Source organism: Polynucleobacter sp. AP-RePozz3-80-G7, assembly GCF_018882145.1.
In the GTDB taxonomy this organism is placed as follows: Bacteria; Pseudomonadota; Gammaproteobacteria; order Burkholderiales; family Burkholderiaceae; genus Polynucleobacter.
The window spans coordinates 94,379-121,302 of record NZ_JACVPC010000002.1 but is presented as its reverse complement, the minus strand read 5'-3'; the positions used below and the strand labels follow the sequence as shown (position 1 = coordinate 121,302).

Genomic DNA, 26,924 nt, shown 5'->3' with positions numbered 1-26,924 from the left:
TTATTGTGCTTTTTACTTACTTCTGGTCCAGCTCAAATGCTTTGTGCAAGGCACGCACAGCCAACTCCATGTATTTCTCATCAATCACCACTGAGATCTTGATTTCGCTGGTGGAGATCATCAAGATGTTGATGCCCTCTTCCGACAAAGTGCGAAACATCTTGCTGGCGATACCAACGTGGGAACGCATACCAACACCAACAACTGAAACTTTAGAGACCTTTGGATCGCCAGAGATTTCTTTTGCTTCGATGTGAGCTTGCACGGTGTTCTTGAGCAAGTCCAATGCTTTTTGATAATCAGCACGCGGCACTGTGAAAGTAAAGTCTGTTTTACCTTCAACTGATTGATTCTGAATAATCATATCCACATCAATATTGGCATCCGCAATCGGACCAAGAATTTGATACGCAATGCCTGGACGATCAGGAACTCCAAGAACGGTAATCTTCGCTTCATCACGCGCAAAGGCGATGCCGGAAATAACTGCGGCTTCCATAGTGCTGTCCTCTTCAAATGTAATCAAGGTGCCCGACTTCATCTCGATGTCTAAAGGCATCAATGGGTCTGTCAGGGAAGACAGAACCCGGGTTTTAACTTTGTACTTACCCGCAAACTCAACTGAACGAATCTGCAATACCTTTGAACCTAAGCTCGCCATTTCTAGCATCTCTTCAAAGGTAATCTTATCTAAGCGACGTGCATCTTCGCAGACGCGTGGGTCGGTTGTGTAAACACCATCAACGTCTGTATAGATCAAACACTCATCCGCTTTTAAGGCTGCCGCCATTGCCACTGCTGATGTATCAGAACCGCCACGACCTAATGTGGTGATGTTGCCATTAGGATCAACGCCCTGGAAACCAGTAACAACAACCGCACGACCAGCATTAAGATCTTTGAGAATCTTGTCGCTTTCAATACTCTTAATGCGCGCCTTGGTAAATGCAGAATCGGTATGGACTGTTACTTGCCAACCAGCGTAGCTCACTGCATCAATACCTTCACGCATGAGCGCCAGCGCTAACAAGCCAGAACTAACTTGCTCACCTGTAGAAGCGATTTGATCTAACTCGCGTGGATTTGCATCAGGGTTGATTTCTTTTGCGAGACCTAACAAGCGATTGGTTTCGCCTGACATGGCTGAAGGCACAACCACCACTTGGTGGCCTGCACGCATCCATTTAGCAACGCGTTTGGCAACATTGGCAATGCGCTCTGTTGAGCCCATTGAGGTGCCACCATATTTATGAACGATAAGAGCCATAAAGCCGTCTATTTAACTATCAGTAACAAGGAAATGAATCCTTGAGGGTCTAAAAAGGGCTTATTTTACAGGGTTTTGCACCCATTCTGGGAGTACTCGCCTACCGGCGGATGTCAGGTGCGGGTAACTCAGCCCAATACCCGCCACAGCGATCAATTCATCATTGATGTAAAGCAAGGGTGATTGACGCTCCCATGGAGGGATATCAGCCTCCTGATAGAGGTTTTTAAGGGTTTTACGGGGTGTCTTGGGCTTTATCTGAATCTTCTCAGAGCCTAGGCGCTCTCTCAGCGTGATTTGGTTATTCCCCTGGGCAGTTTTTACCCAATCCGCAGGAAGACCTAATTGCTTGGAATTGGCCGGCAGTGATTTAAGCACCCATTGACCTTCTTCTGCGCCCGCAACTTGAAGGGCTCCACGCCAGAGGCAGATCTTTCTTTCGTCATGTAGCCACTCAAGCTTGGCATCAGCTTTAACTTTCGTCAGATCGCGCCACCAAGATTGGAGGCGCTCTTGCGATGGCATTGCCAACTGCTGAGTTTGCAACCAGTAACGCAAGACATTGTTTGCTGCAGGCAAATCATCTTTAGCCAAAGCTAGAAGTGGCGCTACTTGCAATTGATCTTGATTGAGAATATTTTTGCCGTCTTGCTGCGCTAAGCGATTCAGTAGGACTTGCGCTTCACCAAGTAACTCAGCACTGCGTGCCATATTCGTTAATGCTTCAGGCTGAATACTTTCAAGAGCAGGAATAATTTTCTTGCGAATAGCATTACGACGATATTTTGTATTTTGATTGCTTGGATCTTCAATCCATTTGAGCTTATGTTCTTTGGCATAAGCTTCAAGCTCTTGTCTGCTTTGATTTAAGAGTGGGCGCCAGAGGGTGAGGTGTTGATTGCTGGAAAGCCTCCTCCTTGTTGGCATACCGGATAAGCCAGCTACGCCCGAGCCCCGCAGGAGCTGCAGGAGAACGGTTTCTACTTGATCGTTTTGATGATGGGCCAAGAGTAAATCTTCGATGCCATATTCTTCGCAAAGATCGGCGAGCGCTTCGTAACGCCCTTCTCTTGCCCTGGCCTCGATATTACCTTGCTCGTTAGAACTACTTAGATGCAAGAGTCGAAAATCAAAATGGATCTTGTATTTTTTGGTCAGCTTCTCGCAAAAGATTAACCAGTCATCTGCCGGTTTTTGTAAGCCATGATGAATATGAAAGGCGTAGATTTGATTTTGGCTTTTAGCTTGCGCTTTGCAAACCGTGTCGAGCAACACAACCGAATCGAGGCCGCCACTTAAGGCAACCGCAATTCGTTTTCCCAGCTTAGGACTTTGCTGTGATTTCCTTGAACTTGCCATAGCTCATCAAACGCTCATGACGACGTTCAAGCAATGCATCCACTTTCATGCCGTCAAAAGTTTTCAAAGATTCAGCAAGTGCTTTGCGCATATTGCTCATCATATTGTCGTAATCACGATGTGCGCCACCAATAGGCTCAGCAACGATCTTATCGATTAGACCCAAAGCCTTTAAGCGCTGAGCCGTGAGGCCCAGCTGCTCAGCTGCCTCGGGAGCCTTATCAGCAGTCTTCCAGAGGATAGATGCACAGCCTTCAGGAGAGATTACTGAGTAAGTGGAGTTCTGCAACATTAAGACCACATCGCCCATAGCAATAGCTAACGCACCACCGGAACCCCCTTCACCAATAATGGTGGCGATGATGGGAACTTCAAGCTCTGCTTGCACAAACAAATTGCGGCCAATCGCTTCAGACTGATTGCGCTCTTCCGCATCAATGCCAGGGAATGCGCCTGGGGTATCTACAAAAGTAAATACTGGAATGCCAAACTTTTCCGCAAGACGCATGAGGCGCATTGCTTTGCGGTAACCCTCTGGACGGCTCATGCCGAAGTTTCTGAGGGCACGTTCTTTGGTGTCGCGGCCCTTCTGATGACCGATCACCATACAAGGCTGATTTTCAAAACGGGCTAACCCAGCAATGATTGATTGATCATCTGCAAAAGTGCGATCACCATGCAGTTCATGGAAGTCGGTAAATAAAGCACCAACATAATCTAAGGTGTAAGGACGCTGTGGATGACGCGCTACTTGAGAGACCTGCCAAGGAGTCAAATTGGCATAAACATCTTTTGTTAACTGCTGACTCTTTTCGGCAAGCGTTTTGATCTCATCGGAGATATCTACCGATGACTCATCTTGCACAAAACGCAGCTCTTCAATCTTTGACTCTAATTCGGCGATTTGCTGCTCAAAATCCAGGAAAGTCGTTTTCATAGTCTGATTTTAATATTCAACTGGGGCGGGGTCGATACTTCTCCACATATACCAGGTAGCTACCGTACGCCACGGGGCCCAATTGGCAGCCACCTCCCTCGCCTCATGGCGGCTAACAGGCTCACCACTGAAGTAATTGAGGGAAATAGCCTTAATTAAACCAATATCGTCCAAAGGGAGGATATTAGGGCGAACCATATTAAAAATGAGGAACATTTCAGCAGTCCAGCGGCCAATTCCCCGAATAGAGCTTAATTCTTTGATCACGCTCTCATCATCCATATCTTTCCACTGATTGGCATGGAGGCGACCGGAATCGAAGTGATCTGCTAAATCGCGGATGTACTCCACCTTGCGCCCAGATAATCCGGCGGCGCGCAACTCTTCAACGGATAGCGCTAGGATATTTTTGGGTGTGACCTTTCTCTTGCTCGCAGCAAGCACCCTATTCCATACGGTTTGAGCTGCTGCAACTGAAATTTGCTGTCCAACAATCGATCTTGCCAAAGTATTAAAAGAATCGCCGCGTGTCACTAAAAATCCGGATCCAATTTTAGGAATCAATTTTTTCAGAATACGATCGTGCTTCATCAATTCTTTGCAAGCCTGCTCCCAATAGTCTGGAGCAATTTCCTCAAGAATTGATTCTGCTTTTTCCACTTTTATTTCTTTTGCTACAGTCATTAAGCCCTACGCCATTCTGTTAAGCCGCCGGGTTTATCTTCCAGAACAATTCCTTGCTCTAGTAATGTCTTACGAATTAAGTCTGCTTGGGCAAAATCTTTTGCTTGTTTAGCGGCCACACGTGCAGCGATATGTTCTTCAATTTGCGCAGGACTTAAGCCATCCTGATCTTTGGAACCCGCCTGCAAAAATGCAGTTGGATCGCGCTGCAAGAAATTTAGAGAGGCGCCAAGGGCCTTCATTGTATTGGCGAGTAATTGCTTTTCTTGGCCTTGCGCACGGTTAACTTCGCTGGCCAGATCAAACAAGACCGCAATCGCCTCTGGTGTATTGAAATCATCATTCATGGCATCCGCAAAGCGCTTGGCCCATGGATTGTGTGGATCTAGATTGATTGATTGTGCTTTTGGGGCTTGAGCCAAGGCAGTGTATAGACGACCAAGTCCTGAGCGTGCCTCTTCTAGTTGTGCATCGCTGTAATTAATCGGACTACGGTAATGCGCCTTCAGCATGAAGAAGCGCAATACTTCTGGATCAAAGCTTTTTAAGACATCTCGTATTAAAAAGAAGTTGCCCAATGACTTGGACATTTTCTCTTCGTTCACTCGAATGTGGCCGTTATGCATCCAGTAATTAACAAAGGGAGCATCATCTTCTTTACGATCTTTGCCATACAAAGCGCCTTCGCTTTGAGCAATTTCATTTTCGTGGTGCGGGAATTGCAAATCCGCACCTCCACCATGAATATCAAAGTGCTCACCCAGTAAGTCACAAGACATGGCTGAGCACTCAATATGCCAGCCTGGACGGCCTTCACCCCATGGTGACTTCCAGCGAGTATCAGCAGGCTCTTCAGCTTTAGCACTTTTCCATAAAACAAAATCTAACGGATCACGCTTGCCATCACCAACCGCTACCCTCTCACCAGCATTTAATTCATCAAGTGTCTTACCGGATAGCTGACCATAGCGTGGCAGCAAACGCACCGCAAAATTGACATCGCCATCATTGGCTTGATAGGCCAAGTCGTTTTCAATGAGTTTGCCAATCATGCCCTGCATTTGGGCAATGTAATCGGTAGCACGCGGCTCTTGATCGGGATGAATTAAACCCAACTCATTCGAGTCGGCATGCATCGCATCGATAAAACGATTGGTTAATGCAGAAATGGGTTCGCCATTCTCAATGGCACGGTTGATGATCTTGTCATCAATATCAGTGATATTGCGCACATAAAGCACTTCATAGCCGCTAGCCCTAAGCCAACGAACCACCATATCAAAGACGATCATGACCCTGGCATGGCCAATATGGCAAAAGTCATAAACCGTCATGCCGCAGACGTACATCTTGACCTTGCCCGGCACTATGGGCTTAAAGACCTGTTTAGAACGGCTAAGGGTGTTATAGATTTGCAGCATAGGGCTATAAAGGTGGGGCAAGTAGCGCCAATTTGTTAGACTGAGCGCTGAGTATATCGAATGAGCCCGTTTCACACCCCTTCCTCTATGCCCCACAACGCCCCAGCGCCACAAATTACCCCGAATAAGGTCTTAGCCCTAACTTTTGCCACTTTGGTGTCATTGGTGCTAATGACAGGGTGCAGCACGCCCGCTCAGCAACGTGCGGATGCTGAAATTCAGGCATTAAATACCCGGGAAATGAAGTCGGGACAATTGGCCCCACAACCCTATTTAGGTGGCTACAGCCCAACTGATCCTCCCAGGTTATCGGCGGATGTGGGCTATGACCCATTAAATCCAGAGCTATCAGAGACCGTTGGCGTCCCATTTATGTCCTTCTTGATTATTGAGCCGGACCCCATCACCAAAAATGCGGTGCCATCCGATGTAGAAAAGCTCATCAAGGCGCGCAAATATCAAGATGCGGTTACCCAAATCAATGTGGACCTTAAGAAGACGCCACGTAATGTGCAATTGCGTTTTGTAAAAGCGCGCTTACAAATTGAGATGCGCCAATTCGATCAAGCTAAAAAAACCTTGATTGAAATTACTCAGCAGTTCCCTGAATTGCCAGAACCCTACAATAATCTTGCAGCGATAGCTGCCAACCAAGGCCAATGGATTGAAGCGCGAGATTATTTAGAGCTTGCATTAAAGCTGCGCCCTAGCTATGCCATTGCCTCAGCCAATCTGGGTGAGATCTATATTCGCCTTGGTGCTCAAGCATATGAAGACGCTGCAAAAAATGCATTGCTGAATCAGCGTCAGTACTCCAACCGCGCTAAAGCGCTCTTGGACGTACTCAAGCCCCCCGCAAAGCGCCCTGTTAATCGCGCCCTCAATTCCGCAGATACTCTGCCAAGCAATGCTCCATCAACCAACCTTCCAGAAAGTAGAACTAATAATGGCGAAAGTACTCTTAAAAACCAATAAGGGTGATATCACCCTTATTCTTGATGCAGCTAAGGCACCCAAAAGTGTTGCTAACTTCTTGCAATACGTAAAAAGCGGTCATTACGATGGCACGATTTTTCATCGTGTGATTGATAACTTTATGGTTCAAGGCGGCGGCATGACTGCCGGCATGAAGCAAAAGCCAACAGGCGCAGAAATTGAAAACGAAGCCAATAATGGCCTCAAGAATGATCGCTACACTGTAGCTATGGCGCGAACCAGCGACCCTCATTCTGCAACTGCTCAATTCTTCATCAATGTGAATGACAATGATTTTCTAAATCACACCGCTCCGAATGCCCAAGGCTGGGGTTATGCAGTATTCGGCAAGGTTACTGGCGGCATGGATGTCGTTGACACCATTCGCAAAGTCAAGACTGGTAGCTCCGGCTTTCATCAAGACGTTCCAGCTGAAGATGTTGTGATTGAGAAGGCCACTGTTCTAGAGGAATGATCCCGCAATACGCGAGCGCACTGCTCATATCAGACCTACACCTGACGCCGTCAATGCCCTTGACGGCGCAACGCTTTTTCGACTTCTGTGAAAAAGAAGCTCCTAAAGTTGAGGCTGTATTTATTCTGGGTGACTTATTTGAGTATTGGGTAGGTGATGATGCATCCGCATCCTCACCTTTTCAACAAGAAGTTCAGCGTGCCATCGCCAACCTTTCTGCCAAAGTAAAAACATATTACATCCATGGCAATCGAGATTTTTTAATCGGCAAAAGTTTTATTAAAAAGACTGGCATGACGCTCTTGCCAGATCCTAGCTTAGTTGAATTAGCTTCACACAAATGGGTCTTAGCTCATGGTGATGCTTTATGTACTGCAGACTTTGGCTACCAGCTATTTCGTAGTTGGGTCAGAAAACCATGGGTGCAAAAACTCTTTCTAACTCTACCCCTCAATTGGCGCAGAGGTATTGCCCAGCATCTACGCAGCAATAGTCATGGTCAATATCAAACGCAGCTACGCTCTGCCGCAAGTCAACTCAAAATGGATGTGACGCGAGAAGCTTGTGCAGATGTAATGAAAGATCAATCTGGAGACAGATTAATTCATGGGCATACTCACTTGCCGGCCCATCATGAAGAATCTTTAAACACCCAGACTTGGCAGCGTTGGGTTTTATCCGACTGGGATCTCGATCACCCTGAGAGTCTTCACCCTAGGGCAAGCGCCCTATTGATCGATAGTGCTGGAGCGCGCTATCTCGACCTTATTAAGCACTAAGCGCTACTGACTTCTCGGGTTGAGAGATTAAATTAAGACGCTGAGTATTTAGAGAGTGACTGCACCATTTGTGCAAAGATACGTGGATTGGCAGCCATCACTTCACCGCTTTTCAGAAAGCCTTCTTCACCACGATAGTTACCAATCAGCCCGCCCGCTTCAGTGATTAGCAAAGCACCGGCGGCCATGTCCCATGGTTTGAGATCGCCCTCAAAAAATCCATCGTAACGACCAGCTGCTACATAAGCCAAATCCAATGATGCAGCGCCTGGGCGACGTAAGCCCGCGCATTGACGTGACATTTCAGCAAAAATCTTTAAATACTTTTCTAAGTCCTGGTCTTCACGATACGGAAATCCGGTACCGAGCAAAGAATTTGCCAAGCGATCTTGCGTGGCTACACGCAAACGCCGACGATCCAAATACGCGCCCGCACCACGGGTAGCGGTAAATAACTCATCACGAGTTGGGTCGTAAACAACGGCTTGTTGAATCACGCCATTCACTGCCAGCGCAATCGAAACCGCATACTGCGGAAAGCCGTGAATGAAATTGGTTGTGCCATCTAGCGGATCGATGATCCAAACGTTTTCTGCATCCGCATTGTGTTCGCCTGTTTCTTCAGCCAAAAATCCATGGGTTGGATAGGCCTCGCTCAGCGTTTCAATGATGGCCGCTTCTGCGGCTTTGTCCACCTCGGTGACGAAATCGTTGTGTTGCTTACGGTCAACTTGCAAGCGCTCTAAATTCAAAGAAGCACGATTAATGACTGTTCCAGCGCGACGGGCGGCCTTGATGGCCACATTTAACATGGGATGCATAGTATTGATGGACAAATTAAATAAGAACAAGCTCCTTGTAATGCCTGCAAAAAGAAAATTGCATGACAATACGAAGCTAACAGTCTGATTCTAAACGATTAGCATCCATTACCCCCTATGAACACCCCCAATGGCATTGATGAATATCGACAAATCTGAACTACTACGCTGGGTTTTAGTCGAAACCAGTCACCCAGGAAACGTGGGTTCTGCTGCTCGCGCCCTTAAAACTATGGGCTTTAGCGACCTGCGCCTTATTAATCCCAAGATCAAAGACGTATCAGTCAATGCGGATGCCATTGCTTTAGCCAGCGGTGCGGTAGATATCCTTGAGCGCTCCTCAGAAACCAGCTCCCTATCTTCCGCCGTAGAGGGTTGCTCACTAGTTTTAGGCTTAACCAGCCGTGATCGAGAATTTGGCCCGCCAGCCTTAGACTGGGAGACCGCTCGGACCTTAATAGCCGATACGACAGCAGGAGGAGTAAAGGTTGCCCTGCTCTTTGGTCCAGAAAGAACTGGCTTGGATAACGATCATTTGGCCTTATGCACCCATAGGGTCTGGTTAGATGCGAATCCGGACTACCCGTCTCTTAATCTGGCCCAGGCAATCATGGTCTGCGCCTACACCCTTAGGGAAACACTCTCCCGGCATTTGGGTGGGCGAAATGCCTTATCCAGCCGGGAAGAAATGGCTGATTTTGCCGATCCTGCGGCCGTTGCAGCCATGGTGGAACATTGGCGCGAAGGTTTGGAGGCCATTGGGTATTTAGATCCAGCCAATCCCAAGAAACTGATGCCCCGTATTCAAGCTCTGTTTGCTCGTAGTCGCCTTCATAAAGAAGAGATTGATCTGCTGCGGGGCATTGCAAAACAGATGCTCCTGAGAAAATAAGCGCATCCCGTTAAAATCTACATATGTCAAATCCCCTATTCGACCAAGTCGACTCCATTATTGCCAGAGACCCAGCAGCCCGGAATCGTCTCGAGGTCATTACTTGCTACCAAGGTCTGCATGCAGTTTGGTTGCATCGTATCTCCCATTTTCTGTGGAATCTTGGCCTGAAATGGATTGCCCGTGTGCTATCTATGTTTGCGCGTTTTTTCACGGGTATAGAAATTCATCCTGGCGCAAAGATTGGTCGCCGAGTATTTCTGGATCATGGGCTTGGCATTGTGATTGGTGAGACCACTGAAATTGGCGATGACTGCACAATTTATCAAGGCGTTACCTTGGGCGGTACTTCGCTTTATAAAGGCGTTAAGCGCCACCCCACCCTTGGTAAAGGTGTTGTGGTCAGTGCTGGTGCAAAAGTTCTCGGTGGATTTACTGTAGGCGATGGTGCACGCGTTGGATCCAATGCCGTAGTACTAAAAGAAATTCCTGCGGGTGCGACTGCTGTTGGTATTCCTGCGCGCATCCTGCATCCAGATTTACCGCAAAGTCCTGATAGCAAAACAAAGGAATATTTTTCTGCTTATGGAGTGACGCCGAATGTAGATGATCCTGTATCAATGGCGCTCAAAGGTTTAATCGATGCCACGATCGAACAGGAAGCCAAGATTGCAGCGCTAGAGCAGGCTTTAGCCAAGTTAAGTAACACGCCTACTGGCCCTGATGCTGAAGGCTCTAGCGACACCAAACGCGATCTTGATGCGATTAAACAGTGGCTCAGAGAATAGTAATTTGGGCTTAACGCTCGGTAAACATGTAGAAGAAATGATGCAAAGAAAAAAGGAATAGCATGCTATTCCTTTTTTTATTCAAGTTTGGTGTTGAATTAATGCAGAGTGCGTGGACCACTATTCTCACCCCCTAGTGCACCACCTGGAAACTCTTCATCGTCATCAACATCATCATTAGGCATACCAAATGAAAAACTTTCGCCCCCTTCAGGATGTCGATTGTCAATTTCATCATCAGTAGCAGCACGCACATCAGCAACTTGAACCCAAAAACGTAACGCCATACCAGCCAGCGGATGATTTCCATCTAACACCACTTGATTATCAGCAACATCGGTGACGGTATAGATCAAAGGCTCATCATCAGCGTCATCGGCAGCAGCGTCTTCTTCTGCATCAGGAACCCCTTCAAACTGCATCCCCACTTCTAAGGGCTCAGGGAAACGGGTACGTGGCTCGATTTTTAACAACTCAGGATCATATTCACCAAAAGCTTCATTAGGCTCAAGCTGAATCGTTGCCTCATAACCAATATCTTGGCCATCAAGCAGATTCTCAATTTTAGGAAAAGTACCTTCATAACCTCCGTGCAGGTATACCATCGGAGAATCGGGTTCCTCGATGACATTGTTTTGCGCATCGGTTAACTTATAGCGAAGGGATACGATGGTATTTTTTTCAATCTTCATGCGGAATTTGTCGAACATTCGTTTTTAATCAGTTTCTAAACAGCTTTTTACTTTATGACCTCATTTTACTTGAGCAAACCCTATGAGCCGCCTCGGGCCCCCTCAAAGCTCCCTTTAGGCGAGCCCTGGGCCTTATTTGGGGGTATTAGCCCAGACCAGTTCATGGCGCGGTATTGGCATAAAAAGCCCCTTCTCATCAGGGGGGCGATTCCGGCATTTGCCCTTTCAGCTAGGAATGGTGAGTCCCTGGATAGCCCAATTCCCACCAAAGAGTTACTCAAATTTGCCCTGCAAGATGAGGTAGAGGCGCGCTTGGTTAAATCCAATCCATGGAGCTTTGATAGCGGACCGTTTTCTAAAAAGGCCATTCCATCGATCGACAAACCCGACTGGACTTTATTGCTTCAAGGAATGGAGGCACATCATCCAGCAGCTACAAAAATTCTGTCTTGGTTCCGCTTTATTCCTGATGCGCGCTTAGAAGACTTAATGATTAGCATTGCTGGCATTGGAGGGGGCGTTGGGCCCCACTTTGATTCTTACGACGTCTTCCTAATTCAAATGTCTGGCAGAAGGCGGTGGAAAATTTCAGAACAAAAAGATCTGAGTCTCAACCCTAATCTACCGCTAAAAATTCTGCGCAACTTTAAGCCCGAACAAGAGTGGACTTTGGAGCCTGGCGATATGCTGTATTTACCACCGCATGTTGCTCATGATGGCATTGCACTAGATGCGGGTTGCCAAACATGGTCTGTTGGATTTCGCTCCCCCAGCTTTAAAGAATTACTGCAAGAAGGTTTGTGGCGCCTAGCAGAATCTTTGGAGGATATTCCCGCGCTAGAGAGCAAGTTTGCAGACCCTAAGCAGGGCGCAACTCATAGTGCAGAGCAATTGCCGGAAGAGCTCATCAAACAACTAGGCTCAAAACTCAAAGAGCTGAAACTAGACCAAATTGATGGGTTTCTGCCCGGCATTACCGCCTACCTTTCGGAACCTAAACAACAGGCTCTGTTTGATGCCCCCGATAAGCCCCTGAAGCCCCAAGAATTTCTTAGAAAGCTTCGATCCAGCAAACTTCTACCTCACCCGCAAACCCGTATTCTGAGCCTTGGGGAACAGGTATATTGCAATGGAGAATCCATGACCCAGGGACAAGCTCCAGATATTCTTGCGGCCTGGCAAACCCTCTCTGCCCATAAAGAGCTGAGGGCAGGCAGACTAAAACAGCTTGATCAATCTAGCCTTTATGAGGCTTATTTAGCCGGCTGGTTGGTTTTTGAGCACTGAAGGCGGAGATGGATATAATTGTTGCTGGAAACTACTTAGGGGCAATCCCTCGGTATATCCAGAGAACAATTACCGGTAATTGTTATTAATTTTTTTAAAGGAATTTACAAATGAAGAAGTCACTCGTTATCGCTGCAATGTTTGCAATCGCCTTGGCCGCTTGCGGTAAAAAAGAAGAAGCAAAACCTGCTGAAGCTCCTGCTGCTGCTCCAGCTGCTCCTGCTGCTGAAGCTCCTGCTGCTGCTCCAGCTGCTCCTGCTGCTGATGCTAAGAAGTAATCTTCTTCATGAAGAAAAAAAGCCGCTGAAAAGCGGCTTTTTTATTTCCTTTAAAAATCTACTACTTTGTTAGTTGCTCCGTTAACAAAGTCAGCAACTGATAACCAGCGGGCGTATTTTCTGGTTTGCCATCCGCGCCCTGTACATAGACATTCGCAGAATTCTCACCAGTACTCTTCACTAGCACCTGATATTTTTTGGCCTTCATACCAGACTCATCTTTACTGCTAAAGAGGTTGGAGAAGAAGCCCTTGGTATCGCCCAAGTCTTTAGGATTCACGTAACGAACATAGTAAACACCACTTGAGCGATTCCGATCCTCAACCGTGAAGTTAGAGCGATCCAGAGCCAATCCAACATCACGCCAAGAGCGATCAAAGCCAGCACTGAGCTCGATATAAGCTTGGTTAGTGCCCTCCTGAACAAACTTCGCTTTAGGCGTTTTAGGGCCAAGAGGCACTGCAACCATTGCTTTAGCCTGCTCTTGCGTCATGCCTAAGCGCTCCATCAAACGAGCCAGGAATGCGGCCTCTAACTCAGGATCATTTGGACGAGCGGTCCAAATGGTAGATAAACAAGCGCCTGTTGTGTCGGTTGTACATTTCTCAATCGCACCGCGTTGAGTAATGTAGATTTCTGTCTCGCCTGGCTTGGATACCTCAAGACGAGTTTTGTATTTATCGCGTTCACCAGTGTCATAAATAGAGTCGATTGCACCACCAATCGTTGAGCGAATCCAATCTTGCGCAATCTTCGCCCGATTTTCTGCCCAGTCGGTTTCCATAATGCCGGTTGATGGAGAATCTACCACTAACAAGAAACCATTTTCTTGCCAAAAATCTTTTACTTGCGGGTAGAGCTCAGGGGCTGGTTTTTCAACAACCAACCAACGACGCTCACCATCACGCGCAATTCGCATACCAGGAATACCTGTCATGACGTTGCTGCGCATCTGAGTTGATTTCTTCACTGCGGCATTGTATTCGGACATCGTCGCTGCGCCATCCTGAACGATGTAGCGTCGATCAGCCTGTGCCGTGATCAAGTCAGGAGGGTATGACAAATTAGGGCCGCGCACAGCCCCTGCACTCTTATAGTCAACGGTATCGTTACTAGTAACTGATTTACAGGCAGTCAACGCGGCAGAAGCGATAACGATTAAAGCCAGAATCGAAAAATATCGACGGTATAGTGAGAGCAAATTCATCATAATAGGTTGGCCTGTTTTAACGCTGCCTTCAAAGGCTCACGCAAAGAAATGCTTAAAGGTGTTAATGGCAAGCGAATGCCAGCAGTAATCTTACCCATCTCATGCAATGCCCACTTCACGGGGATTGGGTTGGCCTCTGTGAACATGGCCTTATGAACTGCAATCAATTGATATTGAATTTCACGGGTTCTTTTCACATCATCTGACATAGCGGCTACGCAGAGCTCATGCATCAAGCGTGGAGCAATATTAGCCGTGACAGAAATATTACCTTTACCGCCCATCAACATGAGCATGGCGGCCGTGAGATCATCGCCAGAAAATACGGAGAAGTCTTGATGGCCGGCACGCTTGAGATCATTGATCAATAAGGTGCCACGTTCTAAGCTGCCTGTTGCCTCTTTAATACCGATGATGCCTGGCACACCCGCTAAACGAACCACAGTATCACCAGCCAAATCAGCAACCGTTCTACCGGGAACGTTATACAAAATCACTGGCAAATCCACCGACTCTGCAATCTTTTTAAAGTGCGCAAACATACCATCTTGGGTTGGCTTGTTGTAATACGGTACTACCTGCAAGCTGGCATCCGCGCCAACCTGCTTAGCAAATTTGGTTAACTCAATCGCTTCAATCGTAGAGTTACCGCCGGTACCAGCAATCACTGGAATACGTCCGGCAATTTGCTCGACTGTCACGCGAATGAGCTCGCAATGCTCTTCAACAGAAACTGTTGGAGACTCACCGCTAGTGCCAACAATCACAATGCCGTCAGTACCTTCAGACACATGCCAATCCAACAATGAACGCAAGCTAGCGTAATCCAAGCTGCCATCTTCGAACATGGGAGTCACGATAGCCGGCATGCTGCCAGCGATGGGCTTTTTGCTACCTTTGGAATGAGCTGTATTTGTCACCGAATATGCACCGATTTTTAGCTGTCTTAACCCTGAAATTGTAACGGAATGCGCTGTTTTAGCTCACCTTTTACAGCGCACAGGCGCTGAACCATAGCTGGTTTGGGTTGATCTACGTAAATATCCTCATAAGCCACCACCTTAAGACCATGACGGGAGGCAAAAGCGAGCAATTCCCCTGGATTTAGGAGGAAATTGGGGTTGGATGGCTTACCAAATTCCTTATTCCCTAGGGCGAAGGTTTCGTAGATCAAAACACCACCCTTTTGCAGCATTTTGGGCAATTGGTCTAAGTGCGGACGATAGAGGTAGTTTGTCACTACGATCGCACTGAACTCAGAACCTGTCAGAGGCCAATCTGCCTCTTCAAGATTAAGGCATTTTGGGATGACTAAGGGGTTAGCATGAGACCTTACTGCCGTGACATCCTGGTCAACTGCCAGCACTTCATGACCCATGCTTGCCAATAACTCAGAGTGTCGCCCTGATCCGCAGGCTAAATCTAGTACCACCCCTCCCTTTGGAATGAGGGGCACAAATCTCCTTACCCAAGGAGAGGCATTCAAAATAGCATCATGCAAAATTAAGACTCAATCGTAAGCAAGGCCCATAGCTTCGCGAACCTCGCGCATGGTTTCCTGGGCAACCTTACGTGCTTTATCGCAGCCGTCAGCAATGATGGAGCGCAGCAAACTAGGATCATCTAAATACTTTTGTGCACGCTCAAACATTGGTTGCTGCTCAGCCAAAATTGAATCAATTACCGGTTGCTTGCATTCAAGACATCCAATCCCAGCGGATTTACAGCCTTTATCTACCCATTGTTTTGTATCTTCATTGGAGTAAACGGTATGCAACTGCCATACAGGACAACGTGCAGGATCACCAGCATCCGTTCTACGAACACGAGCTGGATCAGTTGGCATCGTACGAATCTTTTTAATCACGTCTTCAGGATTTTCGCGAATGCTTATGGTATTGCCGTAAGACTTCGACATCTTCTGACCATCAATACCAGGCATGCGTGATGCGGTTGTGAGCAACGCTTGTGGCTCAGGCAGGATAATTTTGCGAGCACCTTCTAAAAAGCCAAAAAGTCTTTCACGGTCGGCCATCGACAAACTCTGGGCTTCTTGAAGCAAGGCTTTGGCCTGCTCTAATGCCTCATCGTCACCGCGCTCTTGGAAGGCAACGCGTAATTCCGCATACATCTTGGCGCGCTTGCTACCTAATTTTTTAACCGCCTCCAAAGCTTTTTCTTCGAAGCCAGGCTCACGTCCATATAGATAGTTAAAACGACGCGCTACTTCTCGAGTCATTTCTACGTGTGGAACCTGATCTTCACCTACCGGTACAAACTGTGCTCGATAAATCAAAATATCAGCCGCTTGTAGCAATGGATAACCCAAGAAACCGTAGGTTTGAAGATCTTTTTCCTTGAGTTTCTCAATTTGATCTTTATAGGTGGGTACCCGCTCAAGCCAGCCTAATGGAGTCCCCATAGAAAGCAATAGAAAAAGTTCGGCATGCTCCGGCACTTTGCTTTGAATAAACAAGGTCGCCTGATTTGGATCAACGCCTGTTGCTAACCAATCAATAACCATATCCCATACAGACTGCTCAATCACATCTGGAGTTTCGTAGTGAGTAGTTAATGCATGCCAATCTGCCACAAAGAAGAAGCAGGGATACTCGGACTGCAAGCGCACCCAGTTCTTTAAAACACCATGGTAGTGACCCAAGTGCAAGCTACCGGTTGGTCGCATGCCAGAGAGAACGCGTTCAGCAAACATCTGTATTCTTTTTCTAAGTGGTTAAATGATGAAGTGGATTAATGAAAAGCCGACCATACAGGCGTCAGATGGTCTGGTAAGTGCGGCAAATTACCTAGATCAATATGACTCTCGTTTGGATCATGAAAATCGGAGCCACGAGAGGCTAAAAATCCGTATTGCTGGGCAATCTTTGCAAAAGTTTTGTATTGGTCCGGACTATGACTACCAGTAATGACCTCAATCGCCAAACCGCCAATGTCCTTAAAGTGCTTATAGAGTTCATCCATTTGCATGGCATTCAGTCTGCTGTAACGTCCAGGATGGGCAATCACCGCTACACCACCTGCGGATTTAATCCAGCTAACAGCGTCATCTAAAGTAGCCCACTGGTGGGGAACGTATCCTGGCTTACCTTCAATCAAATAATTTTTAAATACATGCTCGGTATTTCGACACACACCCTGCTCTACTAAGAAACGCGCAAAGTGCGTTCTTGAAATCAAATCATGATTGCCTGCAAAATGAAGTGCGCCTTCATAAGCGCCAGGTATACCTGCTTTGAGTAACTGTTCGGCCATCAGTTTGGCGCGATTACCTCGACCATCACGAGTGCGACGAAGTCCTTCGATGATGCCAGCATGCTCAGCATTAATTCCAAGACCAACAATATGAATCGTCTCACCCATCCAAGTGACAGAAATTTCTACGCCAGCTAGATAATCTATCTTTAAAGCACTAGCCGCTTCTCGCGCACGTTTCTGACCACCCAACTCATCATGATCGGTCAGGGCCCATAAATGCACTCCATTAGCTTTGGCACGCTCCGCTAATTGTTCGGGCGTCAAAGTGCCATCAGAAATCACTGAATGGCAATGCAAGTCGGCATTTAGGGGTGAAAAGCTGCTCATGACCTTATTTTAGGTCAAGCTGGTATCAATTACCCGGCGCGGCGCATCTAGGTAGTCGCGAGACTGCATCTCAATCAAACGGGACACGGTTCGAGAGAATTCAGCCGTAATTTGGCCCTCAGTGTACAAATCTGGGGCTGGGACCTCAGCAGACATAATGAGCTTGATCTTGTGGTCATATAAGACGTCAATTAGCCAAATAAAGCGGCGGGCTTCATTCGTCATTCTTGGGGGCATATAGGGCACCCCTGACAAAATCACGGTATGAAACTGGTTAGCAATCTCTAGATAATCATTTTGTGAGCGTGGGCCACAACACAAAGTTTTGAAGTCGAACCAAACTACGCCGTCAGCCATGTGAAGCGGTCGTAACTCACGGGACTCAATATTTAAGACTGGATTACGAGCTTCTTTTTGATTACCAATCAAGGTTTGAAACATTTGCCCAAGCGTGGCTTGCGTTTCCGCATTGACCGGAGTTAGATAAGCCTCTACTTGTGCCATCTGCACCCGGCGGTAATCATTACCTGCATCTACATTCAAAACGTCGAGCTTTTCTTCCAATAGCTTGATAGCAGGAATCAATCTATCGCGATGCAAACCATTGGGATAGAGCTGATCTGGGCGATAGTTAGAAGTCATCACAAACTGCACGCGGTCAGCAAAGAGCGCGTTGAGCAAGCGATAGAGAATCATCGCATCAGCGATATCATTAATATGGAACTCATCAAAACAAATGAGGCGATAACGATTTGAAATGCGTTTTGCTAGCTCATCCAGCGGATCCGACAAACCCGATAGCTCATGGAGTTCGCGATGGACTTCACGCATAAACTCATGAAAATGAATGCGGATTTTCTTTTCTAGCGGTGAAGCTGCATAAAAGCAGTCCATTAAGAAAGATTTGCCACGACCTACCCCACCCCATAGGTAAATACCGCGGGGGAGCGTTGGTTTAAATATCTTTTTCTTTAAAGTATTGCTGCGGATTTCTTTGTAAGCAATCCATTCATCTTCGCATTCCTGAAGACGCTCTACAGCACGAAGCTGCGCGGGATCACTTTGATACCCGCGCGTCTTTAACTCCTGTTGGTAAAACTCAATGGTTTTCAATTACATATTTAATGCACGTGAGTCTGTCGCCAATGCTGCTTCGCGCATCACTTCAGACAAACTTGGATGTGCATGACAGATACGAGCAATATCTTCTGCTGCCGCTTTAAATTCCATTGCAACTGCTGCTTCAGCAATTAAGTCAGAAGCATTGGCACCAATGATATGTACGCCAAGAATCTCATCAGTCTTAGCATCCGCTAACACTTTGATAAAACCATCAGCACGACCCATACCCAATGCACGGCCGTTAGCAGCAAAGGGGAACTGTCCTGCCTTATAAGCAATGCCAGCCTCCTTAAGCGCTTGTTCAGTTTTACCAACCCAGGCAATTTCAGGATCGGTATAGATCACCCAAGGAATGCAGTTGTAATCGATATGAGGCTTTTGACCGGCAATCACTTCGGCAACCAAGACGCCTTCGTCCTCTGCTTTGTGGGCCAACATAGGGCCGCGTACTACGTCACCAACAGCATAGACGCCAGGCGCAGCAGTAGCACAAGTGTGATCATCAATTGGAATGAAGCCACGCTCATCCACTTTGAGACCAATCTTATCTAAGCCCAATTTATCAGTATTAGGTACACGACCAACGGAAACAATTAAACGCTCACATTCCAACTTAGCAGCCTTACCAGCGCTATCGGTGTAATTCACCACTACACCCTTCTTGTCGGCTTTAACATCACCAATCTTCACGCCAGTATGAATATCTAAGCCTTGCTTAGCAAAGAGCTTTTGAGCTTCTTTAGCAATGCCGATATCGCAAGCACCCAAGAATGAAGGCATGGCTTCAAGTACAGTCACTTCAGCACCGAGACGGCGCCATACGGAGCCCAACTCTAAGCCGATCACACCTGCACCAATAACGCCTAATTTCTTGGGAGCAGAATCAAACTTAAGTGCACCTTCGTTATCGCAGATCAAGACGTTGTCTACAGCGATACCAGGGAGGTGACGCGCTTTAGAACCGGTAGCAATAATCACATTCTTCGCGGTAACCGTTTCTTTATCTTTCCCATCAATCTTCACTTGATAACCATCGGCGCCCTTGCCTTCGAACGAAGCATGGCCTTTTAACAAGGTGATTTTGTTCTTACGGAATAAGTACTGAATACCACCGGTCATTTTGGTAACGATGTCATCTTTACGAGCGATCATCTTTTTAGAGTCGATGCTTACAGCACCCACTTTAATTCCATGATCAGCAGCATGATGGCTGATCTTCTCGAACTCTTCAGAAGAGGCTAATAATGCCTTGGAAGGAATACAACCAACGTTTAAGCAGGTGCCGCCCAAACGTGGCTCACCCTTAGGATCATCATAGGATTGAGATTCAGCACAGGCAACCTTAAAACCGAGTTGCGCTGCACGAATTGCGGCGATGTAGCCACCAGGGCCACCACCAATAACCACTACGTCAAATACTTGGCTCATGATCTCCCCTTCTTACAAATCAAGGAGGAGACGTGAAGGATCTTCTAAAGCATCCTTCATGGCAACTAAACCAAGCACAGCCTCGCGACCATCAATAATGCGGTGGTCATATGACAAAGCAAGGTAGTTAATTGGGCGAACAACGACTTGACCGTTTTCAACTACAGCGCGGTCTTTAGTGGCGTGGATACCCAAAATAGCAGATTGTGGTGGGTTGATGATCGGAGTAGACAGCATTGATCCGAATACACCACCGTTAGAGATGGAGAATGTACCGCCAGTCAACTCTTCAATAGACAATTTGCCATCACGTGCTTTAGCGCCGAACTCAGCAATTTTCTTCTCGATGTCAGCCAAATTCATTTGGTCAACATCACGCAAAATTGGAACTACCAAGCCACGTGGTGAGCTTACTGCGATACCGATATCAAAGTAACCGTGGTAAACGATGTCATTGCCATCAACTGAAGCATTCAAGAGTGGGAATTTCTTCAAAGCATGTGTAGCTGCTTTAACGAAGAAAGACATGAAGCCCAACTTCACACCGTGAACTTTTTCAAACTGATCTTTGTACTTGTTACGCATAGCGATTACTGGAGCCATATTGACTTCATTGAATGTAGTCAAAATAGCGTTGTTAGCTTGGGACTCAAGTAAACGCTCAGCAATACGAGCACGCAAACGGCTCATTGGTACACGCTCTTCTGGGCGATCACCCATTGGAACTGGTGCGCTTGGTAATGCAGCGGATTTAGTGCCGCCTGCAGAAGCATTCAATGCATCACCCTTAGTGATACGACCATCACGTCCTGAACCAGCAACTTGACCAGCGTCGACACCCTTCTCTGCGAGAATTTTTGCAGCGGAAGGAGCGGCGGCTGCGCCAGCTTTAGCGGCAGGTGCAGCTGCTTTTGCTGGTGCTGCTGCAGGAGCAGCGGCAGGTGCAGGTGCGGCAGCGGCTGCAGGAGCAGCAGCGGCAACAGCAGTGCTATCAATCTTTGCAATCAATTGCTCAGCAACAACGGTACCACCGTCAGCAACAACGATTTCTGTCAAAACACCAGCGGAAGGCGCCGGAACTTCGAGAACGACTTTGTCTGTTTCGATTTCGATCAAGATCTCGTCTTGACCAACAGCGTCACCAACCTTCTTTTTCCATTGCAACAAAGTTGCTTCAGCAACTGACTCTGAGAGTTGTGGAACTTTAACTTCGAAAATAGCCATGATTAATCCTGTTTTTATGTATGTGTGTATGTTGAGTTATGAAGACGATTATTTCGTGATCACGTAACCTTTGAGTTTGGCAAATGCCGCATTCAGTAAAGACTTCTGCTGTTCTTGGTGGAGATGGGCATAACCACAAGCTGGTGATGCTGATGCAGGACGGCCTGCATAGCCCAACTTCATACCATCAGACATATTTTCCAAGATGTTGTGCTGAACAAAGAACCAAGCACCTTGGTTTTGCGGCTCATCTTGACACCACACTACGTCTTCCAATTTCGGATACTTCTTCAACTCAGCAGTCAATGCTTTGTGCGGGAATGGATACAACTGCTCTAAGCGAATGATCGCTACATCAGCAATCTTCTTCTCAGCGCGCTGCTTAACCAAGTCGTAATAGACCTTGCCAGAACACATGACTAATCGAGTAACCTGCTTCGCATCGATAGAATCATCACGTTCACCAATGATGGTCTGGAAGCCGCCTTTAGTAAATTCAGATAAAGGTGATGCAGCCTCTTTGTTACGCAACAATGATTTAGGAGTCATCAAAATCAGCGGCTTGCGGAACTGACGAATCATTTGACGACGCAACACGTGGAAGATCTGCGCTGCAGTAGTCGGCTGAATTACCTGCATATTCGTGTCAGCACATAACTGCATAAAGCGCTCAAGACGTGCAGAGGAATGCTCTGGACCTTGACCTTCGTAACCGTGCGGCAACATCATGACCAAACCATTCGCGCGACCCCACTTCACCTCGCCAGAGGCGATGAACTGGTCAATCACCACTTGAGCGCCGTTAGCGAAGTCGCCGAACTGGGCTTCCCAAATTGTTAAGGTGTTTGGTTCTGCAGCGGCATAGCCGTATTCAAAACCCAGGACAGCCTCTTCAGAAAGAATCGAGTCAATCACCACAAACGGCGCTTGATCTTTAGTGACATGCTGAAGAGCGACATAAGTACCGGTATCCCACTTCTCACGATTTTGCTCATGCAATACCGCATGACGGTGGGTAAAGGTTCCACGTCCGCTATCTTCTCCAGATAAACGCACTGGGTAACCACTAGCCACCAGGGATGCGAAAGCCATATGCTCGCCCATACCCCAATCTACGTTCACCTCACCGCGGCCCATAGCGGCACGATCGTTATAGACCTTAGCAACCAATGGATGAGCCTTGAAACCTTCGGGAATAGTAGAAATCTTCTCAGCCAAACGCTTCCACTCTGTTAATGGAATCGCTGTATCGGCTTCATCAGTCCACTTCTTATTCAAGAAAGGAGACCAATCAACTGCAAACTTGCCTTTAAAGTTGCTCAACACTGGATCGGAGGTTTGCTTACCTTCGTCCATTGCGGCGCGGTACTCTTTGACCATCAGGTCACCAGTACCAGCAGGTAATGCACCTTGAGTTTCTAATTTATCTGCGTACAACTTACGTGTACCAGGATGTGCGGCAATGATCTTGTACATCAAAGGCTGAGTCATTGCAGGGGTATCTTGCTCGTTATGGCCCAATTTACGGAAGCAAATGATGTCAACTGCTACGTCCTTATGAAACTTCATACGGAACTCAACAGCCAACTTGGTCGCTAAAACTACTGCTTCAGGATCGTCGCCATTCACGTGCAATACCGGCGCATCCACAATCTTCATGATGTCCGTGCAATACAAGCTTGAACGCAAGTCACGCGGATCTGAAGTTGTGAAACCAATCTGGTTGTTAATCACGATATGCATTGTGCCGCCCGTGGAATAACCACGAACTTCTGACATCGCCAATGTTTCTTGCATCACGCCCTGACCTGCAATCGCAGCATCACCGTGAACCAATACTGGCATCACTTGCATACCCAACATATCGCCACGACGCTCCATACGAGCACGTGCAGAACCCTCAACTACTGGGTTAACGATCTCTAAATGGGATGGGTTAAATGCCAATGACAAGTGAACCGGACCGCCGGGAGTAGAAATATCGCTTGAGAAACCTTGGTGGTATTTAACGTCACCCGCAGGCAATGTTTCTGGTCCCTTGTGCTCAAACTCAGCAAACAAGTCCTTAGGCATTTTGCCCAAGGTGTTGACCAATACATTGAGACGACCACGGTGAGCCATACCAATCACGATTTCCTGAATGCCTTTATTACCTGAATCACGAACCAACTCATCCATGCAGGCAATAAAGCTTTCGCCGCCCTCTAGGGAGAAGCGCTTTTGACCAACATATTTAGCCTGGAGGTAACGCTCCAAGCCCTCAGCAGCAGTTACGCGATCCAAGATTTGACGCTTCTCATCCACATTAAATTGTGGGGTTGAGCGAATGGACTCTAATTTTTCTTGCCACCACTTCTTAATCTTCTGGTCGGCAATAAACATAAACTCGACACCGATCGTGCCGCAATATGTCTCGCGCAATGCTTGGAGCAAATCGCGCAGGGACATTTCGTTTCTACCGAAGAATGTATTGCTCGTATTGAAGACGATATCCATATCGCCATCAGTAAAGCCATAGAAAGCGGGATCTAACTCAGGAATATCCTGGCGCTCTGTCCGCTTTAATGGATCTAAGTTTGCCCAGCGATTGCCCACGTTACGGTATGCGGCAATTAACTGCTGAACAGCAACGCGTTTGCGGCCCATCTCTGAGTCAGCCGAATCAGAAATCGTTCTGATTGGACCTTGCTTAGCGCGCTCAGCAAATGAAGCAACAATAGGTGCATGGGCAATGTCAGTTCGAGATGAACCGTCAACCGCAGGAACCTGTTTCACGTTATCGAAATAATCTCGCCAATGATCAGCTACGGAAGCTGGATCGTGCAAGTAGGATTCGTAGAGTTCCTCTACGTAGGGTGCGTTTCCGCCGAAGAGATAGGAGTTATCTCTTTGATCCTGCATCATGATGCTCACCTTTCATCGGGTTTCCCGAATAAAAACTGTGGTTAAAACCATTCGTTACACGGCTCTACCGTTTAGCGAATTGATCTGTGCGAATACTGGTGCTACAGGTGTAATTTAACACGAATGACCATTGATACATAAAGGGCTTTCCCTGATTTCAAGGAATTTTGGGGTATCTCCCTATAAATGAGAATTAATAAGAACTTTCCTACCCCGCTTTAAAGTTTTACCGACAGATTCAAATGAATTTGATTTTTATTCTCTAAATCTTCAAACAATTAAATGAAATTAAGGGAAATATGAAATCAATTACCCCAGAAACGGAATATCTCAGTACTCGCCAAAGCGCCAAGGTTTTACAGGTTTCCCTAGGCACCGTTCAAAAAATGGTGGAATTGGGCGAACTCATTGCCTGGAAAACCCGTGGCGGCCACAGACGTATATTGGCCAGCTCCTTAGAACAGCAATTACAGCGCAGAAAAAGGGCTATGCGTCAAAAGACCACTCAAAACTGTGTAGCCATGGGGATATTTAGAAGGTCTGAGAATGGCCAAGAATTATTAGAGTCTATTGCTGATTGGCAGCTCAAAGTAGATATGGAAATGGCAGTAGATAGCCTGGAGGGCTTAATGAAGGCTGTTTCCATTGCCCCCGATTTGATCTTTTTGGATGCTCTTATTCCACCTGTAGAGCAAGTCCATTTAATCCATTATTTGAGCAAAAACAAGGACACACAGCGCATACCTATTCTAGTAGATGAAGGTTTTATCAAACTGCACCCTGGTGTGGTTGCACTGGCAGACGAGAACTCTGGCGGTAAGCATCCCTTGAGTGAAAGCATTAAACAGGAGCTTGAAAACGGCTTAATTGACCTCAATCCTCTCATTATTGGCTACCCCGCAACTAATCCAGAGGCTGAGGGAAACTGGCCTCATGGTAGTCGGCATGAGTTACTTGAGCCCCTATTTGTAGAAGCTTTGGCTAGGAAGTGCGCTTAGAGGGCAATTCAGATTGAGAAAGGAGTAAAAGAAAAGGCCGCTATCAGCGGCCTTTGGTACTAAAACTTAATAAAAACAAGCACTTAGATCAAGTAGCTACTACGATCTCTGCCTTCAATCCACTTTGGCGCCTTACCTCTACCAGTCCAGGTTTCGCCTGTTGAAGGATTGCGGTATTTAGGAGCCACTTTACCGCCAGCGCTCTTTACGCCGGCTTTGCGGCTAAATAGATCGGATGCAGTTAAGCCATATTGCTCAATAATGACTTTTGCCTTGGCGATACCATCAGCCTTCTCATGGGCAATTGCCTCTTTAATCTGCTTGTCCAACTGTTCGCGTTGGGCTAATAGCTCTTTATAAGAAGACATATTCTTTTCACTCTCCGAATAATAGGTTGTTTTATAGGGCTTATATAAGCCTTATTAGATAGTGATTATATATACATTAATCAATCAGGCAATATATATTATTCGGAATAATTAACTTTATTTATTAGGGCTATATCGACTTAGGTTAATAAAGGACATAATCTTTATAAATATTATATTTAATTAAACTGATTTTGATTTTCTGAGCATAAAAGTACCGCTGGATTTGGCGGTTATCTCCCCCGCTTCATTCAAAACAATGGCTTCGCAGTAGTTAATTGTCTTTCCTGGCTTAAGGATAGTGCCCTCCACCACGATTTTGCCGGTGCTGGGACGCAGGAAGCTGACCGACATATCAATCGTCATGGCCCCCAAGGGAACCTCGGAAATGCTCCTAGCTGCTGCCCCCATTGCAAAATCCAGGAGTGTCATGATGACGCCGCCATGGGCAATACCAAAGCTGTTCTCATACTCAGGCTTAAGGTCAAGGCTAATGCGGGACTTACCTTCTTTTGCATACTCAGGAACTACGCCCAAATGTGCCAAAAAAGGAATTTTGAGACCAAAGTATTCAACGGGTTTTGTATCGCTTGTCATGGAGATGGTGCTTTGAGATGGTGGGATTAGTTTGAATGGTCGGGGCGAGAGGATTTGAACCTCCGACCACATGCACCCCATGCATGTACGCTACCAGGCTGCGCTACGCCCCGACGAAAGCAAAATTGTAGCAGTAACTATTTAGAGAGAATCTGCAGAACCATTTGCAATTCTTCACGCAGACGCAGATCGCCACGGGCTTCTTCAAGACGATTGCGAGCACCGCTAATCGTAAAGCCCTCTTCATAGAGGAGAGAGCGAATCTTTCTGATCAAGACCACTTCATGGTGCTGGTAGTAACGACGGTTACCACGGCGCTTCTGTGGGCTGAGTTGAGTAAACTCCTGCTCCCAATAACGCAGCACGTGAGAGCGGACACCACAAAGATCAGCTACTTCACCAATTGTGAAATAGCGCTTTGCTGGTATCGGGGGAAGTTGAGAGCTCAGCAGCGCTGAGCTAGCATCAAACTCGGTTTTCTCGAGCATGTGACTCCACTACATCTTTAAGCTTTTGACTTGCGTGAAATGTAACTACGCGTCTAGCTGCAATCGGAATCATTTGACCTGTCTTTGGATTTCGGCCAGGACGAGCCGATTTATTGCGCAACTGAAAATTACCAAAACCAGAAATCTTAACTTCTACGCCCGCTTCAAGAGATTGACCAACACGATCAAAAAAGGCATCGATCATATCTTTTGCTTCGCGCTTATTTAGTCCAACTTGATCAAAAAGGGCTTCGGATAGCTCATTCTTGGTAACAGTGTCATTAGAAATCAATTCAGTCATTGCTTGTCTCTTTGGTAACTAATTAA

The 26,924-nt window shown here is 46.8% G+C and carries 28 protein-coding genes and 1 tRNA gene; 8 read left to right on the top strand and 21 right to left on the bottom strand.

Features of this window, described 5'->3' with window-relative positions; all coding sequences use genetic code 11:
- Positions 1 to 16: 16 nt before the first annotated feature.
- From ICE90_RS05985 to cysS, 5 genes are read right to left on the bottom strand one after another with little or no spacing between them, the layout of a single operon-like run.
- Positions 17 to 1,267 carry an aspartate kinase gene (locus ICE90_RS05985; protein WP_215322016.1) on the bottom strand — a complete coding sequence of 417 codons (1,251 nt, stop codon included), beginning with the start codon at positions 1,265 to 1,267 and terminating at the stop codon, positions 17 to 19.
- Between the two features lie 60 nt (positions 1,268 to 1,327).
- Complete coding sequence (tilS, locus tag ICE90_RS05980) at positions 1,328 to 2,626, bottom strand: tRNA lysidine(34) synthetase TilS (protein ID WP_216191473.1); 1,299 nt, start codon at positions 2,624 to 2,626, stop codon at positions 1,328 to 1,330.
- Entirely contained in the window at positions 2,592 to 3,563 is a 972-nt protein-coding gene (locus ICE90_RS05975) for an acetyl-CoA carboxylase carboxyltransferase subunit alpha (RefSeq protein ID WP_216122724.1), read from the bottom strand. The genes tilS and ICE90_RS05975 overlap by 35 nt, the downstream gene beginning before the upstream one ends.
- A 9-nt stretch (positions 3,564 to 3,572) precedes the next feature.
- Complete coding sequence (locus ICE90_RS05970; RefSeq protein ID WP_370624651.1) at positions 3,573 to 4,223, bottom strand: DNA-3-methyladenine glycosylase; 651 nt, start codon at positions 4,221 to 4,223, stop codon at positions 3,573 to 3,575.
- Between the two features lie 23 nt (positions 4,224 to 4,246).
- Positions 4,247 to 5,668 carry a cysteine--tRNA ligase gene (gene cysS / locus ICE90_RS05965; protein WP_215322009.1) on the bottom strand — a complete coding sequence of 474 codons (1,422 nt, stop codon included), beginning with the start codon at positions 5,666 to 5,668 and terminating at the stop codon, positions 4,247 to 4,249.
- A gap of 60 nt (positions 5,669 to 5,728) precedes the next feature.
- Between cysS and ICE90_RS05960 the strand changes: the two genes are divergently transcribed.
- Genes ICE90_RS05960 through ICE90_RS05950 form a run of 3 tightly spaced genes read left to right on the top strand, consistent with a single transcriptional unit; the run spans position 5,729 to position 7,897 of the window.
- A complete protein-coding gene (locus tag ICE90_RS05960; RefSeq protein ID WP_215322008.1) occupies positions 5,729 to 6,643 on the top strand; it encodes a M48 family metallopeptidase in 915 nt (304 codons plus the stop codon).
- On the top strand, positions 6,615 to 7,118 hold the full coding sequence (locus ICE90_RS05955; RefSeq protein ID WP_216191472.1) for a peptidylprolyl isomerase: 504 nt from the start codon (positions 6,615 to 6,617) through the stop codon (positions 7,116 to 7,118). The genes ICE90_RS05960 and ICE90_RS05955 overlap by 29 nt, the downstream gene beginning before the upstream one ends.
- Positions 7,115 to 7,897, top strand: coding sequence for a UDP-2,3-diacylglucosamine diphosphatase (locus tag ICE90_RS05950; protein WP_216191470.1), 783 nt, complete (start codon positions 7,115 to 7,117; stop codon positions 7,895 to 7,897). The genes ICE90_RS05955 and ICE90_RS05950 overlap by 4 nt, the downstream gene beginning before the upstream one ends.
- Before the next feature lie 32 nt (positions 7,898 to 7,929).
- On the opposite strand, the gene ICE90_RS05945 is transcribed toward ICE90_RS05950, so the two are convergent.
- Entirely contained in the window at positions 7,930 to 8,718 is a 789-nt protein-coding gene (locus tag ICE90_RS05945; protein WP_216191468.1) for an inositol monophosphatase family protein, read from the bottom strand.
- Between the two features lie 139 nt (positions 8,719 to 8,857).
- Between ICE90_RS05945 and ICE90_RS05940 the strand changes: the two genes are divergently transcribed.
- Both ICE90_RS05940 and cysE read left to right on the top strand, forming a co-directional pair.
- Complete coding sequence (locus ICE90_RS05940) at positions 8,858 to 9,610, top strand: RNA methyltransferase (RefSeq protein WP_216191466.1); 753 nt, start codon at positions 8,858 to 8,860, stop codon at positions 9,608 to 9,610.
- Between the two features lie 23 nt (positions 9,611 to 9,633).
- Positions 9,634 to 10,398 (top strand): serine O-acetyltransferase, encoded by a 765-nt coding sequence (gene cysE, locus ICE90_RS05935; protein WP_216191464.1) that lies wholly within the window; start codon positions 9,634 to 9,636, stop codon positions 10,396 to 10,398.
- A 98-nt stretch (positions 10,399 to 10,496) separates the two neighbouring features.
- Here cysE and ICE90_RS05930 read toward each other — a convergent pair whose 3' ends face one another.
- Complete coding sequence (locus ICE90_RS05930; protein ID WP_216191733.1) at positions 10,497 to 11,090, bottom strand: peptidylprolyl isomerase; 594 nt, start codon at positions 11,088 to 11,090, stop codon at positions 10,497 to 10,499.
- 54 nt (positions 11,091 to 11,144) lie between these two features.
- Here ICE90_RS05930 and ICE90_RS05925 point away from each other — a divergent pair, with 54 nt between their 5' ends.
- The gene (locus ICE90_RS05925) at positions 11,145 to 12,377 is read left to right on the top strand and encodes a cupin domain-containing protein (protein WP_216191462.1); all 1,233 of its coding nucleotides are present in this window, start codon (positions 11,145 to 11,147) and stop codon (positions 12,375 to 12,377) included.
- Positions 12,378 to 12,487: 110 nt separating this feature from the next.
- The gene (locus tag ICE90_RS05920; protein ID WP_215321994.1) at positions 12,488 to 12,655 is read left to right on the top strand and encodes a hypothetical protein; all 168 of its coding nucleotides are present in this window, start codon (positions 12,488 to 12,490) and stop codon (positions 12,653 to 12,655) included.
- A 61-nt stretch (positions 12,656 to 12,716) separates the two neighbouring features.
- On the opposite strand, the gene bamC is transcribed toward ICE90_RS05920, so the two are convergent.
- The 9 genes from bamC to ICE90_RS05875 form a co-directional block, all read right to left on the bottom strand.
- Complete coding sequence (gene bamC / locus ICE90_RS05915) at positions 12,717 to 13,862, bottom strand: outer membrane protein assembly factor BamC (protein WP_255533312.1); 1,146 nt, start codon at positions 13,860 to 13,862, stop codon at positions 12,717 to 12,719.
- Positions 13,862 to 14,734, bottom strand: coding sequence for a 4-hydroxy-tetrahydrodipicolinate synthase (dapA, locus tag ICE90_RS05910; RefSeq protein WP_216157665.1), 873 nt, complete (start codon positions 14,732 to 14,734; stop codon positions 13,862 to 13,864). The genes bamC and dapA overlap by 1 nt, the downstream gene beginning before the upstream one ends.
- Positions 14,735 to 14,811: 77 nt before the next feature.
- Entirely contained in the window at positions 14,812 to 15,321 is a 510-nt protein-coding gene (locus ICE90_RS05905) for a class I SAM-dependent methyltransferase (protein ID WP_370624650.1), read from the bottom strand.
- A 54-nt stretch (positions 15,322 to 15,375) separates the two neighbouring features.
- Entirely contained in the window at positions 15,376 to 16,578 is a 1,203-nt protein-coding gene (locus ICE90_RS05900) for a tryptophan--tRNA ligase (protein WP_216191458.1), read from the bottom strand.
- A gap of 38 nt (positions 16,579 to 16,616) precedes the next feature.
- Positions 16,617 to 17,468, bottom strand: coding sequence for a 3',5'-nucleoside bisphosphate phosphatase (locus ICE90_RS05895; protein WP_216191457.1), 852 nt, complete (start codon positions 17,466 to 17,468; stop codon positions 16,617 to 16,619).
- A 9-nt stretch (positions 17,469 to 17,477) separates the two neighbouring features.
- Complete coding sequence (gene zapE, locus ICE90_RS05890; protein ID WP_216191454.1) at positions 17,478 to 18,581, bottom strand: cell division protein ZapE; 1,104 nt, start codon at positions 18,579 to 18,581, stop codon at positions 17,478 to 17,480.
- Positions 18,582 to 20,018: a dihydrolipoyl dehydrogenase gene (lpdA, locus tag ICE90_RS05885; protein WP_216191452.1), complete on the bottom strand. Its 1,437-nt coding sequence runs from the start codon at positions 20,016 to 20,018 to the stop codon at positions 18,582 to 18,584.
- A 12-nt stretch (positions 20,019 to 20,030) separates the two neighbouring features.
- Positions 20,031 to 21,242, bottom strand: coding sequence for a 2-oxoglutarate dehydrogenase complex dihydrolipoyllysine-residue succinyltransferase (odhB, locus tag ICE90_RS05880; RefSeq protein WP_216191451.1), 1,212 nt, complete (start codon positions 21,240 to 21,242; stop codon positions 20,031 to 20,033).
- 48 nt (positions 21,243 to 21,290) lie between these two features.
- Positions 21,291 to 24,146 (bottom strand): 2-oxoglutarate dehydrogenase E1 component, encoded by a 2,856-nt coding sequence (locus ICE90_RS05875; protein ID WP_216191449.1) that lies wholly within the window; start codon positions 24,144 to 24,146, stop codon positions 21,291 to 21,293.
- 299 nt (positions 24,147 to 24,445) lie between these two features.
- Here ICE90_RS05875 and ICE90_RS05870 point away from each other — a divergent pair, with 299 nt between their 5' ends.
- Positions 24,446 to 25,144, top strand: coding sequence for an excisionase family DNA-binding protein (locus ICE90_RS05870; RefSeq protein ID WP_216191447.1), 699 nt, complete (start codon positions 24,446 to 24,448; stop codon positions 25,142 to 25,144).
- Positions 25,145 to 25,227: 83 nt separating this feature from the next.
- Here the strand turns inward: ICE90_RS05870 and ICE90_RS05865 are convergent, their stop codons facing one another.
- The 5 genes from ICE90_RS05865 to ICE90_RS05845 form a co-directional block, all read right to left on the bottom strand.
- Positions 25,228 to 25,512, bottom strand: a complete 285-nt coding sequence (locus ICE90_RS05865; RefSeq protein WP_215360063.1) for an H-NS family nucleoid-associated regulatory protein — start codon at positions 25,510 to 25,512, stop codon at positions 25,228 to 25,230.
- A gap of 183 nt (positions 25,513 to 25,695) precedes the next feature.
- Positions 25,696 to 26,109, bottom strand: coding sequence for a PaaI family thioesterase (locus ICE90_RS05860; protein ID WP_216191445.1), 414 nt, complete (start codon positions 26,107 to 26,109; stop codon positions 25,696 to 25,698).
- A gap of 36 nt (positions 26,110 to 26,145) precedes the next feature.
- Positions 26,146 to 26,222, bottom strand: a tRNA-Pro gene (locus ICE90_RS05855).
- 24 nt (positions 26,223 to 26,246) lie between these two features.
- Positions 26,247 to 26,597 (bottom strand): MerR family transcriptional regulator, encoded by a 351-nt coding sequence (locus ICE90_RS05850; RefSeq protein ID WP_215321978.1) that lies wholly within the window; start codon positions 26,595 to 26,597, stop codon positions 26,247 to 26,249.
- Positions 26,575 to 26,898 carry an integration host factor subunit alpha gene (locus ICE90_RS05845; RefSeq protein ID WP_072582283.1) on the bottom strand — a complete coding sequence of 108 codons (324 nt, stop codon included), beginning with the start codon at positions 26,896 to 26,898 and terminating at the stop codon, positions 26,575 to 26,577. Before ICE90_RS05845 ends, ICE90_RS05850 begins: the two co-directional genes overlap by 23 nt.
- Between the last annotated feature and the right edge of the window lie 26 nt (positions 26,899 to 26,924).

Excerpts from the sequence above, each read along its gene's own strand:
- ICE90_RS05950 (WP_216191470.1), top strand. The coding sequence starts at position 7,115 with ATGATCCCGCAATACGCGAGCGCACTGCTCATATCAGACCTACACCTG.
- ICE90_RS05945 (WP_216191468.1), bottom strand. The coding sequence starts at position 8,718 with ATGCATCCCATGTTAAATGTGGCCATCAAGGCCGCCCGTCGCGCTGGA.
- ICE90_RS05900 (WP_216191458.1), bottom strand. The coding sequence starts at position 16,578 with ATGTTTGCTGAACGCGTTCTCTCTGGCATGCGACCAACCGGTAGCTTG.
- ICE90_RS05925 (WP_216191462.1), top strand. The coding sequence starts at position 11,145 with ATGACCTCATTTTACTTGAGCAAACCCTATGAGCCGCCTCGGGCCCCC.
- ICE90_RS05895 (WP_216191457.1), bottom strand. The coding sequence starts at position 17,468 with ATGAGCAGCTTTTCACCCCTAAATGCCGACTTGCATTGCCATTCAGTG.
- ICE90_RS05875 (WP_216191449.1), bottom strand. The coding sequence starts at position 24,146 with ATGATGCAGGATCAAAGAGATAACTCCTATCTCTTCGGCGGAAACGCA.
- ICE90_RS05850 (WP_215321978.1), bottom strand. The coding sequence starts at position 26,597 with ATGCTCGAGAAAACCGAGTTTGATGCTAGCTCAGCGCTGCTGAGCTCT.
- ICE90_RS05960 (WP_215322008.1), top strand. The coding sequence starts at position 5,729 with ATGAGCCCGTTTCACACCCCTTCCTCTATGCCCCACAACGCCCCAGCG.
- dapA (WP_216157665.1), bottom strand. The coding sequence starts at position 14,734 with ATGCCGGCTATCGTGACTCCCATGTTCGAAGATGGCAGCTTGGATTAC.
- tilS (WP_216191473.1), bottom strand. The coding sequence starts at position 2,626 with ATGGCAAGTTCAAGGAAATCACAGCAAAGTCCTAAGCTGGGAAAACGA.
- ICE90_RS05920 (WP_215321994.1), top strand. The coding sequence starts at position 12,488 with ATGAAGAAGTCACTCGTTATCGCTGCAATGTTTGCAATCGCCTTGGCC.
- ICE90_RS05870 (WP_216191447.1), top strand. The coding sequence starts at position 24,446 with ATGAAATCAATTACCCCAGAAACGGAATATCTCAGTACTCGCCAAAGC.
- lpdA (WP_216191452.1), bottom strand. The coding sequence starts at position 20,018 with ATGAGCCAAGTATTTGACGTAGTGGTTATTGGTGGTGGCCCTGGTGGC.
- ICE90_RS05985 (WP_215322016.1), bottom strand. The coding sequence starts at position 1,267 with ATGGCTCTTATCGTTCATAAATATGGTGGCACCTCAATGGGCTCAACA.
- cysE (WP_216191464.1), top strand. The coding sequence starts at position 9,634 with ATGTCAAATCCCCTATTCGACCAAGTCGACTCCATTATTGCCAGAGAC.
- ICE90_RS05845 (WP_072582283.1), bottom strand. The coding sequence starts at position 26,898 with ATGACTGAATTGATTTCTAATGACACTGTTACCAAGAATGAGCTATCC.
- bamC (WP_255533312.1), bottom strand. The coding sequence starts at position 13,862 with ATGAATTTGCTCTCACTATACCGTCGATATTTTTCGATTCTGGCTTTA.
- cysS (WP_215322009.1), bottom strand. The coding sequence starts at position 5,668 with ATGCTGCAAATCTATAACACCCTTAGCCGTTCTAAACAGGTCTTTAAG.
- ICE90_RS05975 (WP_216122724.1), bottom strand. The coding sequence starts at position 3,563 with ATGAAAACGACTTTCCTGGATTTTGAGCAGCAAATCGCCGAATTAGAG.
- ICE90_RS05860 (WP_216191445.1), bottom strand. The coding sequence starts at position 26,109 with ATGACAAGCGATACAAAACCCGTTGAATACTTTGGTCTCAAAATTCCT.
- odhB (WP_216191451.1), bottom strand. The coding sequence starts at position 21,242 with ATGGCTATTTTCGAAGTTAAAGTTCCACAACTCTCAGAGTCAGTTGCT.
- ICE90_RS05865 (WP_215360063.1), bottom strand. The coding sequence starts at position 25,512 with ATGTCTTCTTATAAAGAGCTATTAGCCCAACGCGAACAGTTGGACAAG.
- ICE90_RS05955 (WP_216191472.1), top strand. The coding sequence starts at position 6,615 with ATGGCGAAAGTACTCTTAAAAACCAATAAGGGTGATATCACCCTTATT.
- ICE90_RS05940 (WP_216191466.1), top strand. The coding sequence starts at position 8,858 with ATGAATATCGACAAATCTGAACTACTACGCTGGGTTTTAGTCGAAACC.
- ICE90_RS05930 (WP_216191733.1), bottom strand. The coding sequence starts at position 11,090 with ATGAAGATTGAAAAAAATACCATCGTATCCCTTCGCTATAAGTTAACC.